Origin of the sequence: Streptomyces sp. NPDC007346, from assembly GCF_040703535.1 — a bacterium.
Lineage (GTDB): Bacteria > Actinomycetota > Actinomycetes > Streptomycetales > Streptomycetaceae > Streptomyces.
Window position 1 is genome coordinate 1 of the sequence record NZ_JBEYKR010000171.1, and the last position, 13,756, is coordinate 13,756.

General features: G+C 73.8%; 10 protein-coding genes. 8 read left to right on the forward strand and 2 right to left on the reverse strand.

Features of this window, described 5'->3' with window-relative positions; translation table 11 throughout:
• From AB0917_RS30065 to AB0917_RS30075, 3 genes are all read left to right on the forward strand, one after another.
• On the forward strand, positions 1 to 1,380 hold a 1,380-nt coding region (locus AB0917_RS30065), incomplete at its 5' end, for a DEAD/DEAH box helicase (RefSeq protein ID WP_366822829.1).
• Positions 1,377 to 2,699 carry an SWF or SNF family helicase gene (locus tag AB0917_RS30070; protein ID WP_366822830.1) on the forward strand — a complete coding sequence of 441 codons (1,323 nt, stop codon included), beginning with the start codon at positions 1,377 to 1,379 and terminating at the stop codon, positions 2,697 to 2,699. The genes AB0917_RS30065 and AB0917_RS30070, both read left to right, overlap by 4 nt.
• Before the next feature lie 132 nt (positions 2,700 to 2,831).
• Positions 2,832 to 3,413 (forward strand): N-acetylmuramoyl-L-alanine amidase, encoded by a 582-nt coding sequence (locus AB0917_RS30075; protein ID WP_366822831.1) that lies wholly within the window; start codon positions 2,832 to 2,834, stop codon positions 3,411 to 3,413.
• 110 nt (positions 3,414 to 3,523) lie between these two features.
• Here AB0917_RS30075 and AB0917_RS30080 read toward each other — a convergent pair whose 3' ends face one another.
• Positions 3,524 to 6,856: an NACHT domain-containing protein gene (locus AB0917_RS30080; protein WP_366822832.1), complete on the reverse strand. Its 3,333-nt coding sequence runs from the start codon at positions 6,854 to 6,856 to the stop codon at positions 3,524 to 3,526.
• 33 nt (positions 6,857 to 6,889) lie between these two features.
• Positions 6,890 to 7,294 carry a hypothetical protein gene (locus tag AB0917_RS30085; RefSeq protein WP_366822833.1) on the reverse strand — a complete coding sequence of 135 codons (405 nt, stop codon included), beginning with the start codon at positions 7,292 to 7,294 and terminating at the stop codon, positions 6,890 to 6,892.
• 170 nt (positions 7,295 to 7,464) lie between these two features.
• Here AB0917_RS30085 and AB0917_RS30090 point away from each other — a divergent pair, with 170 nt between their 5' ends.
• The 5 genes from AB0917_RS30090 to AB0917_RS30110 form a co-directional block, all read left to right on the forward strand.
• The gene (locus AB0917_RS30090) at positions 7,465 to 8,007 is read left to right on the forward strand and encodes an SRPBCC family protein (RefSeq protein WP_366822835.1); all 543 of its coding nucleotides are present in this window, start codon (positions 7,465 to 7,467) and stop codon (positions 8,005 to 8,007) included.
• 197 nt (positions 8,008 to 8,204) lie between these two features.
• Positions 8,205 to 9,584, forward strand: a complete 1,380-nt coding sequence (locus AB0917_RS30095) for a nitrate/nitrite transporter (RefSeq protein WP_366822836.1) — start codon at positions 8,205 to 8,207, stop codon at positions 9,582 to 9,584.
• Positions 9,574 to 11,679: a molybdopterin oxidoreductase family protein gene (locus AB0917_RS30100; protein WP_366822837.1), complete on the forward strand. Its 2,106-nt coding sequence runs from the start codon at positions 9,574 to 9,576 to the stop codon at positions 11,677 to 11,679. Before AB0917_RS30095 ends, AB0917_RS30100 begins: the two co-directional genes overlap by 11 nt.
• Entirely contained in the window at positions 11,676 to 13,061 is a 1,386-nt protein-coding gene (locus tag AB0917_RS30105; RefSeq protein WP_366822838.1) for an FAD-dependent oxidoreductase, read from the forward strand. Before AB0917_RS30100 ends, AB0917_RS30105 begins: the two co-directional genes overlap by 4 nt.
• Before the next feature lie 14 nt (positions 13,062 to 13,075).
• Positions 13,076 to 13,756: FAD-dependent oxidoreductase (locus AB0917_RS30110; protein ID WP_366822839.1), on the forward strand; the 681-nt coding region annotated here is incomplete at its 3' end.

The following is a 13,756-nucleotide window of genomic DNA, read 5'->3' on the forward strand; positions in this document are numbered from 1 at the left end:
CTGAACTGGCTCAACACCATGGTCTCGCTCGGCCTCGGGGCCTGCCTCGCCGACGACATGGGCCTGGGCAAGACGATCACGCTCATCGCCCTGCATCTGCACCGCCAGGGCGACCGGGACGCGGCCGGCCCGACGCTGGTGGTCTGCCCCACCTCGCTGATGGGCAACTGGCAGCGGGAGATCGAGAAGTTCGCCCCGGGCACCCCGGTACGCCGTTTCCATGGCGCGTCGCGTTCCCTGGAAGGGCTGGCGGACGGTGAGTTCGTCCTGACGACGTACGGCACGATGCGCCTCGACGCACCCCGGCTGGCGGCCGCGTCCTGGGGCATGGTCGTCATCGACGAGGCGCAGCACGTGAAGAACCCGCACTCGGCGACGGCCAAGCAGCTGCGCACCATCGGCGCCCGCGCCCGCGTCGCCCTCACCGGTACCCCGGTGGAGAACAACCTCTCCGAGCTGTGGGCGATCCTGGACTGGACGACACCCGGGCTGCTGGGCCGGCTCGGAGCCTTCCGTACCCGGTACGCCGCCGCCGTCGAGGGCGGCACCGACCCGGGGGCCGCCGAGCGGCTCGCGGCTCTGGTGCGCCCGTTCCTGCTGCGCCGCCGCAAGTCCGACCCGGGGATCGCTCCTGAGCTGCCGCCGAAGACGGAGACCGACCGGGCGGTGTCACTGACGGCCGAACAGGCCGGGCTGTACGAGGCGGTGGTCCGCGAGACCCTGGCCGAGATCTCCGGCGCGGACGGGTTCGAGCGGCGGGGGCTGGTGATGAAGCTGCTGACGGCGCTGAAGCAGATCTGCAACCACCCGGCGCAGTATCTGAAGGAGGACCGGCCGCGGATCGCGGACCGGTCGGGGAAGGTCGAGCTGCTGGACGAACTCCTGGACACGATCCTGGCCGAGGAGGGCTCCGTCCTGGTGTTCACGCAGTACGTACAGATGGCCCGGTTGCTGGAGGAGCATCTGGCGGCGCGGGGGGTGCGTACGCAGTTCCTGCACGGGGGGACGCCGGTGGCGCGGCGTGAGGAGATGGTGAACCGTTTCCAGGCGGGCGAGGCTCCGGTGTTCCTGCTCTCCCTCAAGGCGGCGGGGACCGGGCTCAACCTCACCCGGGCCGGTCATGTCGTGCACTTCGACCGCTGGTGGAACCCGGCGGTCGAGGCGCAGGCGACGGACCGGGCCTACCGGATCGGGCAGACGCAGCCCGTCCAGGTGCACCGGCTGATCGCCGAGGGCACGATCGAGGACCGGATCGCCGGGATGCTCGCCCGCAAGCAGGGGCTCGCGGACGCGGTGCTCGGCTCGGGGGAGGCGGCGCTGACCGAACTGACCGATGCGGAACTGGCCGATCTGGTCGAGCTGCGAGGGGGCGCACGATGAGCGACGACGAGTACGGGACGGACGCGGTGGACTCCGGGAGCGGGGCGGACCGGGCGGAGCGTACGTTCGCGCCGCTGCCTCCCCCGCCGGGCCGGGGTTTCGCCACGTCCTGGTGGGGCCGGGCGTGGCTCAAGGCGCTGGAGGACACCGCGCTGGACGGTCAGCAGCTCAAGAAGGGGCGCCGGCTGGCCAGGGAGGGTGGCGTGGGGGCGGTCTCCGTACGGCCCGGCCGGATCACGGCCGTCGTCCGGGACCGGGACGGTACGGGCCACCGCAGCGATGTGCTGCTCCAGGAGCTGAGTGATCAGGCGTGGGACCGCTTCCTGGACATGGCGGTGGACCGGGCCGGGCACATCGCGGCGCTGCTCGACCGGGAGATGCCGCCGCATCTGGTGGAGGACGCGGCGGGCGCCGGGGTGGATCTGCTGCCCGGCATCGGTGACCTGGAGCCGGAGTGCTCCTGCGGCACCTGGGACCACTGCCCGCACTCGGGCGCCCTGTGCTACCAGGTGGCGCGGCTGCTGGACGAGGACCCCTTCGTCCTGCTGCTGATGCGGGGACGCGACGAGCGGCGGCTGCTGGACGAGCTCCAGGTCCGCAGCGCCGCCCGTGCGGTGCGCGGTGGGCGGGCCGGTGCGCCGGAGGAGGTGGACCGCGCGGCGTACGGAGTCCCGGCCGACGAGGCGTTCGCCGCCGGCTCCATCCTGCCGCCGCTGCCCGCGCCCCCGCCGGTGCCCGGGGAGCCGGGGCTGCCGCCGTCGCTGGACACGGAGACGGGGCCGCCGCCCGGCCTCGACCCGGCGGCGCTGGAGGTCCTGGCCGCCGACAGCGCCGTACGGGCCCACCGGATGCTGCTTGAGGCGCTGGCTCCGGGGCACGAACGGCAGCCGGTGGCGGCGGAGCTGACACCGGAGCAGGACGCGGTACGGCTGGCCGCCGACGCCCGCCCGGAGCCGTGGATCGCGACGCGGCTGGCCAAGGGCTCGGGCCGGCCGCGTGCCGACCTGGAGGCCGCCGTGCGGGCGTGGCGCTACGGAGGGGTCGCCGCGCTGGCGGTGCTGGACGAGGAGTGGGACCCGGACCCGGACTCCCTGGCCCGCGCCCGTGCCCGCCTCGCCGAGGCCTGGGAGGAGGGTGAGCGCCCGCAGCTGCGGGCGGCCCCGGCCCGCTGGACGGTGGTGGGCGCCGACGTACAGCTCCGGTACGACCGCGACGGCCGGTGGTGGCCCTACCGCAAGGAGCGCGGCCGGTGGGTGCCCGCGGGGCCGGCGGACGACGACCCGGCGAGTGCGCTGGCGGGGGCTTCCGCCGGGAACTGAGGTCCGTCGGCGAGGGTGCGGGTGTGGGGAACCGGAGCCTCATTCCGTGCGTCATCAGCGGGAGAGCGCTCCGGCCTCCTCTTCTCCCTTACGCGTCACCCTTACAGCGCCCCCGGCCCCCATAGGAGTGCGATGCACCGCAGAAGGCTCCTTCAGGGGGCCGCCGTCGCCGCGGCGACGGCGCTGGTTCCCGCGTCGGCACGGGCCGTGGCGGCTTCGCCGGGCGCCGTGGACCATGCGACGGCTCTGTGGGCACCGGCCCACGCGGCGAACTACACGGTCCCCGCGCACCCTTCGGAACGCCGGGTCGAGTGCGTCGTCATCCATGTCGCGCAGCAGTTGTTCACCCCGACGATCGGCATCTTCCGCGATCCGGCCAAGCAGGTCTCCGCCCACTACGTGGTGCGCTCCGGTGACGGCCACGTCGCCCAGTGCGTACGGGAGGAGGACATCGCCTGGCACGCGGGCAACTGGGACGTCAACACCCGCAGCATCGGCATCGAGCACGAGGGGTGGGTGGACCGTCCGGAGTTCTTCACCGATGTGATGTACCGGCGCTCGGCCCTGCTCACCGCGGCGATCTGCGAACGGCACGGCCTACCCAAGGACCGGGCGCACGTCATCGGCCACCACGAGGTGCCGGGCAGCGATCACACCGACCCGGGCGTTCTCTGGGACTGGGAGCGTTACCTCCGTCTCGTCAACCTTCCCTGAGCGCCCGGCGCTCACCCGCCCCGGCCGGCTCGTCGCGGGGAGGTGGCGACGACGGGGAGGCAGGACGCCGGCGGCGCGGGCTCAGAAGAGGGAGCGGTCCGGTCACGCGATCAGCCGAATCGCAGGATCTCGGCGGCGCCCGTCTGTGCGTACATGTCGTTGACGATCTTCTGGGCCAGGGCGCGGTGCTCGGACGGGACCTCGACGCGTACCCACAGCAGATAGGCCTGATAGATGCCTTCGCTCTTGTTCTGCCAGGCCCAGATCCGTTTCATGGCCAGGCGGTAGCTGTCGTCGCCGACGAAGTCGGTCGCGTAGTAGGCCCGTTCGTTGTGCCTCGTCCAAGTGGTGGCGGCGTGGCCGGGGATGGCGCGCAGGAATGCGGCCGTCTGCGCACCGGTGCAGTTCTGCCCGCAGTACAGGCTGCGGATCTCCAGGCGCAGTTCGGGGAGCAGCCCTGCCTCGACGTCGTCGGGCACCGCCGTGCAGGTGTACGTGCGGTGGTCGGAGAGGTACCCGTCGAAGCCGCACTCCATGTGTTTGGGCGCGCGGAAGACGAAGTGGACCTCGTGCAGATTCCAGAGGTAGGAGCGCTCGTCTCCCTGCCAGGTCGCGCCGTACACCGAACCCGTCCTGCGCCGGTCGTAGAACACGAAGCGGTGATCCTCGGCGGAGGGGGCCCGTCGCGGGGCGACCGAGGTGAGCGGCCGGTCGACGGCCGGTGTGGTGGCGCCCCCGGCGATCGGCTGCGGGTCCCTGCCGCGAGGCCGGAATCCGGCGAGGCCCGCCCGGTGCAGGGCCTTCCGGGCCAGGACCTGGGCGATCTCGGCGGCGCGGTCGAGGGAGGCGAATTCCTCGGCGTAGTCGAGCAGGATCACGGCGTTGCCGCTCCGCACACCGACCCTGGCCGTCGCCCTCGGCCCCTCCACCCGGCCCGCGACGGTACCGGTCCAGGCAGCCACGTACGCCTCGTGGCCCAGGCCGTCGAGATCCCGGGGGAAGCCGTCGTCCGACACGTACCTCTTCGCGGTGTTCCCTGCCTGGCTGCGTCGCTCCACGTAGAAGGTCTGAGCCCTCTCGGGTCCGCTGATGCCGATGCCGTCGCCCACGGCCAGGATCCGGCTGACGCCGATGGACACGTTGCGGCTGAACGGCGCCTGCTCGTCCACCGAGCACGACGCGCCGTCGGCGGCGCCCACCTGGGAGTGGTCCTCGGTCAGACGGTCCAGATCCTTCGGGTCCAGGAGCGCGCAGGCGGCGGGCAGCGAGCGCACCGGCCCCGGCAGGCGCTCGGCGATCATCACACCGGAGCCCACCACGAGTTGCCCGCCCGAGACCGCGAGGACGAGCGCCATGGCCACAGTCCGGCGAACCCGCCCGGGGGTGGGGCGGGGCCGCGCGACCACCCCGGCCGACGCGGTGCGGGCGAGCCGGTACCGCAGTGGTGTCGCCTCGTTGCCCGAGCGGAGCGAGGCGAACCAGCCCAGGGTGAGCACGCCTCGCCGGTCCGCTCGCAGCAGAGCGGCCGGGGTGTCGGCCAGGGCTGGATCGGCGCTGCGCCACACGCGTCCCAGGATCCGGCGCCCGTACCACCATGCCACCGCGCCACAGCTGTAGGCGAAGAGGAAGGACCATCCGCCGCCCCAGCGGAGAGCGGCCGCCCCGGTCGCGACGATCGCCGAGGCGGACAGGGCCGCCCGCACCCGGCCCGGCCACCGGGTGAACTCGCCCCGGACGTCCTCCCGGTCGGGCCGGTGCAGCCTGCGCGGCAGCTCCTGCCGCCCGGTGGTCCGAACGGCCGCCTCCGCCACGAGAACGAGTCCGCAGAGCATCATGTACGCGCCGAGCGGGGACGGCCACGGCAGCCACAGCCGCCACCACGGCAGGCCGAAGGCGAGGCCCGAGACCGCCAGCGAGCCGACGAGGAGCGCCGGCACCAGGACGAGCACGGCGACGACCCGGGGCAGGGCCTCCTCCAGGCGCCACCAGGCGAGATCCTGTTCGTTCGCCGCCTTCATCCGGGCGGCGAGGTAACCGACCCAGGTGCGTGCCTGCTGGGGTGACCAGCCGCCGTACGCCGCCTGTATGTCGTGCGAGGAGCTGTAGACGGCGTCCAGGAACGCGTCGTAGAGGTGGCGCTCGATGTCGGCGCGGGACCCGAACACGTCCGGCTCCAGCAGCTCCGAGGGATCGGCGGTGGTGTGGGCGTACGCGACCCGGGCCAGATTCGCCATCAACGGAACGCTCAACACCTCGCGCAGCCGCCGGACTTCGGGGGGCGCGTCGGAGGAGTGGTCGGCGAGCCGGTCCAGGACCGTCGTCCAGCGGGTGCGGGTCCGACCGGGGCCGAGGTAGGCCCGTACGGTCGCGTCGTCGAGCGGGCTCAGGCGGATCTCGGTGCGCTCGAAGTCCGCCTCGTCGGGGGCGTGTTCGCGGTACTCGGGTTCGCGACTGGCCAGCACGAAGGGGCGGCGGCCGCGCATGGTCCGGCTGATCTGGTGGAAGGCGGCGGCCCGCCGGTCCTCGGGGAGTTCGTCGAAGCCGTCGAGCACGGGCAGGACCCGGCCGGTGAGGAGGAGGTGGAAGGCGACGTCCGCCGCGGGCGCCTCGGGCACGGGGGTGCACGCCTCCGGGTACGCGTCGGCGAGCTGGTTCGCCATCCAGCGCAACAGCCCTTGGCCCGGGTCCCAGGAGGCCAGGGACACGACCATCGGCACCGGGTCGCCGGAGCCCTTGGCGCGGCGGTGCAGCAAGGCGTGGGCCAGACGCAGGACGAGCACGGACTTGCCGGCTCCGGCGCCGCCGAGGACGACCAGGCGGCGGGCGGGGGTGGCGCTGTAGTGGTCGGCGATGTCGGGCGGGGCGGGCCGTGCCGACGGGGGCGGTTCCTCTGCCTCGGGCCCCTTCCGTTCCCGCCCCGCCGCTTCGTCCGTCTCCGTCTGCGGGGTGGTCCAGGCGACGTCCAGCGGGTAGGGGTCGTTGATCCTCGTCAGGCGTTCGTCCTCGTCGTAGCGGAGGGCCAGGCCCTCCGCCAGCGCCTCGGTGGCGCGCGCGAGGTTGCGCCTGGTGTGCCAGGTGGCCAGGCGCCGGCGGGCCCGCTCCCTGCGCACCCGGGACCACACGGCGTATCCGACGGCGCCCACGAGGAGCGACCAGCCGCCGGCCACCGGCCCCGGGTCGAGCCCCGCGGGCAGCGGGAGCTCGGGGCGGGCCAGGAGCAGGAACACCCCGAGCAGGGCGACGGCGGACGGCAGGACCGCTGTGCCGAGGCCGCGCCGGGCGTCGCGGCCCCCGGCACCGCGCATCGCACGGAGGTCGTGTTCCCCGTGAAGGGAGACGTTCTCGATGACCTGCGCGAAGATGACGTTCTGCTGGGTTCCCCCGGAGATTTCCTGGTGCAGGCCGTCGTCTCCCGCCGCCCGGCCTCCCCCGCCGCCCGCCACCCCCGTCCCCTCCTCTCGTCCTCGCTCCCCCGGTCAGCCCAGGTTGATCGGACCGTGGACGTCGCGGGTGAAGAGGACGTTGTGCTGGGTGCCTCCCGATATCTCCTGGTGCTGGGTGCCCGCGCCGGTCGACGCGGCGGGCAGTCGCTCCGCCTCCCGCCGCCACAGCGCGAGGGCCTCGGCGAACGCCGGGTCCTGGCGGGCGCGCAGGGCGAGGCCCTCGGCCAGCAGGGCGGCGCGCTGCTCGTCGGAGGCGTCCTCGTCCAGGGCCACGGCCAACTCGCCCACCGTCGGCTCCCCGTCGCCCTGTGCGGCGTCGGGCTGTCGGGCGGAGGGCCGCTGCGCGAGGGCGCGCAGCCGTTCCCAGAGGTTCTGTCCGGCGGCCCCGGCGGTTCCGCTCGCCAGGGCCATGAGAAGGTCCACTGCCACGGGTTCCATGCGTCTCCCCTTCCGGCGAACTCACGGATGACGACTCTAAGCGTCAACTGGTGGGCGGCGCACGCCCCTTGTGTCCATGCCTACCCGGCCGACGCGGCGCCCTCCGGGGACTTGACGGATCAGCGGCGACCGCGTTGCCCCCCTGCGCCGCCGTCGGCAGGATCGCCGGTATGTCGAACACCATCATCGGAAAGTCCCCGCTGTTCGAACTGCGCGCCGACAAGCGTGTTTCCGCTTCCCCCGAGAAGGTCTACGAGGTCGTCAGCGACCTGCCGCGCCAGGCCGAATGGAGCCCGGAGTGCCGGGGCGGCGAGTGGGCGTCGGGGCAGCCGTCCGCCGTTGGCTCGATCTTCCGCGGCGAGAACCTGCGCAGCGAGGAAGTGGTGGCCTGGGCCCCGCTGATCCGCGGCACCTGGTACACGGAGGCGAGGATCGTGGCGGCGGAGCCGGGCCGGACCTTCCGGTGGGTGATGCTCACGCACGCCCGGGAGGACCAGGAGAGCCTGTGGGGCTTCGACATCGAGGCCGACGGGGACGGCAGTGTCCTCACCCACCATTTCCGGATGGGCACGGCGACCGCCGGAATTCACAAGATCGTCAAGGACATGAACGAGCAGGAGTGCGCGCAGTTCATCTCCGACTGGACGGCCAAGCTCGAACAGGACCTGGACGACACCCTTGAGCGCATCAAGGACGTCATCGAGAAGCAGTGACCCTGTTCCCCGCGGCTGACCGGTGGTGCGCGGAACCCTGTTCGTGAACGAGTGAGCGGGTGGACACTCCGCCGGCTTGCAGGGGTGACGGCACCCGGACGGCGACGAGGCCGGCCGGTATCTGTCGCGTCACCCCCGTTTCCGGTGTGGCCGGATTCGCCCCGGCACACCCCCTGCGACACAGGAGTCCCACAGAGATGAAGACCCGACGGTCCGCTTCCGGGCGGTGGATCCAGGACTGGGATCCGGAGAACGAGGAGTTCTGGGAACTCTCCGGCAGGAAGATCGCGCGCCGCAATCTCGTGCTGTCCGTCCTGTCCGAACACATCGGCTTCTCCATGTGGAGCCTGTGGTCGGTGCTCGTCCTGTTCATGTCGCCGGAGATCGGCCTGGACTTCGCCCCGGACGAGAAGTTCCTGCTGGTGGTCGTCCCCACCCTGGTCGGCGCGGTGCTGCGGCTTCCGTACAGCTACGCGGTGACCCGCTTCGGCGGCCGCAACTGGACGGTGTTCGCCTCCGCCGTGCTCCTCGTGCCGACCGTCCTCGCGTTCGTCTTCGTCCAGCGTCCCGGAACCCCCTTGTGGGTCTTCCTGCTGATCGGTGCCACAGCAGGCGTGGGCGGAGCCAACTTCGCCTCCTCGATGACCAACATCACCATCTTCTACCCGCAGCGGCACCAGGGCTGGGCCCTGGGGGTGAACGCGGGCGGCGGCAATCTGGGCGTCGCCGTCATCCAGATACTGGGCCTGCTGGTCATCGCCACGGCCGGGAACACGCATCCGTCGTACGTGATCGCGCTCTACCTGCCGCTCATCGTGATCGTGTCCGTGCTGGCGGCGCTGCGGATGGACAACGTGGAGGCCGTGCGCGCGGAGCCGGGTGCTCTGCGCGAGGCCGGCGCCAGCCGCCACACCTGGTGGATATCCATCCTCTACATCGGCACCTTCGGCTCGTTCATCGGTTACGGCTTCGCCTTCGGCCTCGTCCTGCAGAGCGAGTTCGGCTCCACCCCGCTGGAGGCCGCCTCGGTCACCTTCCTCGGCCCTCTGCTCGGCTCCCTCGCCCGGCCGTTCGGCGGGAAGGTGGCCGACCGGTGGGGCGGGGCCCGCGTCACCGTGTGGACCTTCGCCGGGCTGGCAGCGGGCACCGGTGTGCTGCTGATCGCGTCCCGGGCCGGCTCCTTCGCCCTGTTCGTCGCCGGCTTCACCGTCCTGTTCGTCCTCAGCGGCTTCGGCAACGGCTCGACGTACAAGATGATCCCCGCCGTGTTCGCCCGGGAGGCGGAGGAGACCATCACCTCCGGCGCCGACGCTCCGCAGGCCTTCGCGCGGGCGCGCCGGGTCTCGGGTGCGGTCATCGGGATCGCCGGGGCAGTCGGCGCGCTCGGCGGTGTCGCCGTCAACCTCGCCTTCCGGGGCTCGTACCAGGGCGGAGGCGGCGGCGAGACGGCCTTCCTGTGCTTCCTCGGCTTCTACGCCCTGTGCGCGCTGATCCTGCTGCGGGTCTACCTGCGCCGCGAACCCACCCCGCCCGCCGATCCCCGCCCGGCCCGTCCCCGGACCTCTCATGTCCGTTGACCGGGCGCGGGGCCCCGAGGCCGCCGTCGCCACCCACTGCGTCTACTGCGCCCTGCAGTGCGGCACCCTGCTGCGCCGCAGCGGCCCGGCCGTCGAGGTGGCACCGTCCCCCGACTTCCCGGTGAACCAGGGCGGACTGTGCCAGAAGGGCTGGACGGCCCCCGCCGTGCTCACCGCACCCGACCGGCTGCGCAGCCCCCTGGTCCGCGGGTCCGGAGGCGAACTCGCCCCGGCCGGCTGGGACGACGCCCTCGACCTGATCGCCGCGCGCCTGGTCCGGGTGCGCGAGGAGTACGGCCCCGACGCCGTGGGCGTGTTCGGCGGCGGCGGCCTGACCAACGAGAAGGCCTACGCCCTGGGCAAGTTCGCCCGCGTCGCGCTCGGCACCAGCCAGATCGACTACAACGGCCGGTTCTGCATGTCCTCGGCCGCTGCCGCCGGCAACGCGGCGTTCGGCCTCGACCGCGGGCTGCCGTTCCCCGTCACCGACCTCGGCGACGCCGATGTCGTCCTGCTGGCCGGCGCCAACCCGGCCGAGACCATGCCGCCGCTGATGCGGCACCTGGTCCGCCCCCGGCTGATCGTCATCGACCCCCGCCGCACCCGCACCGCCGAGCAGGCGGCCCTGCACCTCCAGCCCGCCCCCGGCACCGATCTCGCCCTCGCCCTGGGCCTGTTGCACATCGCGATGACCGAGAACCACCTGGACAAGGAGTACCTCGACACCCGCACCACGGGCATCGACGCCGCCTGGCGGTGCGCCCTTCCCTGGTGGCCCGAGCGCGTCGAGCAGCTCACCGGTGTTCCCGTCGAGGACCAGCGGGCAGCCGTGCGCATGCTCGCCGAGGCCCAGCGGCGCTACCTCCTCACCGGCCGCGGTGTGGAGCAGCACAGCAAGGGGACCGACACCACCGCCGCCTTCATCAACCTGGCGCTCGCCCTGGGGATGCCCGGCCGGAGCGGCAGCGGGTACGGCTGTCTCACCGGGCAGGGCAACGGCCAGGGCGGCCGCGAGCACGGGCAGAAGGCCGACCAGTTGCCCGGGTACCGCATGATCACCGATCCGGCGGCCCGCGCCCACGTCGCCGGCGTGTGGGGGGTCGACCCGGCGTCCCTGCCCGGCCCCGGCCGCAGCGCGTACGAGCTCCTGGACGCCCTGGGCACCCCCGACGGGCCGCGGGCCCTGCTGGTCTTCGGCTCGAACCCGGTGGTCTCCGCCCCCAACGCCGGTCACATAACGCGGCGCCTCGCCGCGCTCGACCTGCTGGTGGTGGCCGACATGGTGCCGTCCGAGACCACCGAACTCGCGGACGTGGTGCTGCCGGTGGCCCAGTGGGCCGAGGAGGAGGGCACGATGACCAGTCTCGAAGGGCGGGTCCTGCGCCGCCGGGCCGCCCTCACCCCGCCCGCGGGCGTACGTACCGACCTGGAGGTGCTGCACGGCCTCGCGGTGCGGCTGGGGCAGCCCGCCCACCGCTTCCCCACCACACCGCGCACCGTCTTCGAGGAGCTGCGCCGGGCGTCGGCCGGCGGCCGGGCCGACTACGCGGGCATCAGCTACGAACGGCTCGACGCCGGCGAGGCACTGTACTGGCCCTGCCCGGACACCGCCGACGCCAACCACCCCGGCACGCCCCGGCTCTTCCTCGACCGGTTCGCCCACGCCGACGGCCGGGCACGCCTGGCCGCCGTGGAGTACCGCGACGCCGCCGCGACACCGGACGCCCACTACCCGCTCCACGCCACCACCGGGCGGGTGCTGGCCCAGTACCAGTCCGGGGCGCAGACCCGCCGCGTGCCCGAACTCATGGCCGCCGCACCCGAGACGCACGTCGAGATCCACCCCGGCACGGCCGCCCGGTACGGGCTGAGCGAGGGCGCCCTGGCCAAGGTCACCTCGGCGCACGGCTCCACCGTCGCCCGGGTCCGCCTGGTGCGCACCCTGCGCTCCGACACCGTCTTCCTGCCCTTCCACTTCCCGGGCGCCGGCCGGGCCAACCTGTTGACCGGACCGGCGCTCGACCCGGTCAGCGGCATGCCCGAGTACAAGGTGTGCGCCGTACGCGTCGAGCCCTGGCAGGAGCGGACGGCATGAGCGCCGCCCCCGTCGACGGCACGAGCGCGATCACCGTCATCGGTCACGGCCCCGCCGCGCACCGCCTGGTCCAGCGCCTGCACCAGCACGGCCACCGCGGGCCCGTCACCGTGTTCGGCGCCGAGCTGCATCCCGCCTACAACCGGGCCCAGCTTCTCTCCGTCCTCGACGGAACGCTGCCTCCCGGCGCCCTGGAGCTGGCGCCGCTCCCGCCGGGTGTCACGCTCCGCACGGGCACCCGGATCACCTCGGTGGATCCGCGCCGACGCCTCGTACGCGACGCCGAGGGCGGTGAACACCCCTACGACGTCCTGGTGCTGGCCACCGGTTCCCGGCCGGTGCCGCCACCCCTGGCCGGTGGAGAGGACCGGCGCGCCCCCGACATCCGGGCCCCGCACACGCTGCTGGGCGCAGGGCCGGTCGGCAAGGAGCCCGTCGTCGTGGTGGGCGGCGGAGTGCGGGGCACCGAGACCGCGTACGCACTGGGCCGCGCCGGACACGACGTCACCCTCGTCCACCCCGGCGCCCACCCCATGCACCGGCTGCTCGACGAACGGGCCGGAGCCCTCGTGGCGGCCACGCTCCGGGAGGCCGGCGTGGCGTCGGAGACCGAGCGCCGCGCCGTCGCCGTGGAACCCGGCAAGATCGTCCTCGACGACGGCCGCCTGCTGGCCGCCGGGACCCTGCTGCTGTGCACCGGAAGCGAGCCCGACACCGCGCTCGCCCGCACCGCCCGGCTGGCCGTCGACGGCGGCATCGTCGTGGACGACCGGCTGCGCACCCGCGACCCGCGCATCTACGCCCTGGGGGACTGCGTCCGCGCCCCCGGCGGGCACGCCACCCTGGCCTCCGCCTGGGACCAGGCGGACGCCCTGGCCCGGACGCTCGTCGGCGACGGGGACGGCAGCCCGGCGCCCGCCCGGCACGTCGTCCGGCCCCGGCTGCCCGCGCTCGCCGTGCTGGGCCCGCCGGGGGCGCTGCACACCCCCGGCGACGACGAGCAGGTCGTGCTGTCCGACCCGGCCGGCGGCCGCTACGGGCGCCTCGTGCTGCGCGACGGCCGGGTGCGCGCGGGTGTCCTGGTGGGCCTGGACCGGGCCGTCGCCACCGTCGGCCGGATGTACACCGAGGACCGTCCGCTGCCCCCGGACCGGCTCGCCCTGCTGCTGGGCACCGACGAGGAGTACGCGGGCTCCGCGGCGCTCCCGGAGACCGCGGTGGTGTGCCAGTGCAACAACGTCACCAGGAGGGACATCCAGCAGGCGTGCCGGCAGGGCGCACGGGACCTTCCCGCCGTCGCCGCGGCGACCCGCGCCACCACCGGCTGCGGCAGCTGCACGGCCATCGTCCGCCGGATCTGCGAAACGACCGCCGCGTCGTGAAGGGAGCCCGCCCCATGACACGCGTCCTGGTCGTCGTCGGCCACGGGATGGCCGGACACCGGCTGGTCAAGGAGCTCCGGGCCGGTGACCGGTCGGGCCGGTGGCGAATCGTGGTCGTGGCGGAGGAGCCCCGGCCCGCCTACGACCGCATCGCCCTCTCCGCCTACCTCGACGGCAGGACCGCCGCCGATCTCGACCTCACCACGCCCGAGCTGCGCGCCGACCCGTTCGTGGACCTGCGGCTGAACACGCGAGCGGTCCGCCTCGACCGGGTCGCCCGCACCGTGACCTGCGCCGACGGCACGGTCCTGGGGTACGACGCGCTCGTCCTGGCCACCGGCTCCCGCCCGTTCGTACCGCCCGTGCCCGGCCGGGAGCTCCCCGGCTGCTTCACCTACCGCACGATCGAGGACCTCGACGCGCTCCGTGCCGCCGTGCGGCCCGGGGAGCCCGGAGTCGTCGTCGGCGGCGGCCTGCTGGGGCTTGAGGCCGCGCAGGCGCTGCGGCTGCTCGGGGCGCGGCCGCACGTCGTGGAGATGGCCCCGCACCTCATGCCCCTCCAGGTCGACGAGGGCGGCGGCCGGGTCCTCGCCCGGCTCGTGGGCGAGCTGGGGGTGGGCGTGCACTGCGGTCGCGGTCTCGCCTCGCTCGACGCGGGGCCCGAGGGCCGGGTGCGGGCGGTGACCCTGTCGGAC

Coding starts and splice junctions, on each gene's coding strand:
- AB0917_RS30070 (WP_366822830.1), top strand. CDS start 1,377: ATGAGCGACGACGAGTACGGGACGGACGCGGTGGACTCCGGGAGCGGG.
- AB0917_RS30075 (WP_366822831.1), top strand. CDS start 2,832: ATGCACCGCAGAAGGCTCCTTCAGGGGGCCGCCGTCGCCGCGGCGACG.
- AB0917_RS30085 (WP_366822833.1), bottom strand. CDS start 7,294: ATGGAACCCGTGGCAGTGGACCTTCTCATGGCCCTGGCGAGCGGAACC.
- AB0917_RS30090 (WP_366822835.1), top strand. CDS start 7,465: ATGTCGAACACCATCATCGGAAAGTCCCCGCTGTTCGAACTGCGCGCC.
- AB0917_RS30095 (WP_366822836.1), top strand. CDS start 8,205: ATGAAGACCCGACGGTCCGCTTCCGGGCGGTGGATCCAGGACTGGGAT.
- AB0917_RS30100 (WP_366822837.1), top strand. CDS start 9,574: ATGTCCGTTGACCGGGCGCGGGGCCCCGAGGCCGCCGTCGCCACCCAC.
- AB0917_RS30105 (WP_366822838.1), top strand. CDS start 11,676: ATGAGCGCCGCCCCCGTCGACGGCACGAGCGCGATCACCGTCATCGGT.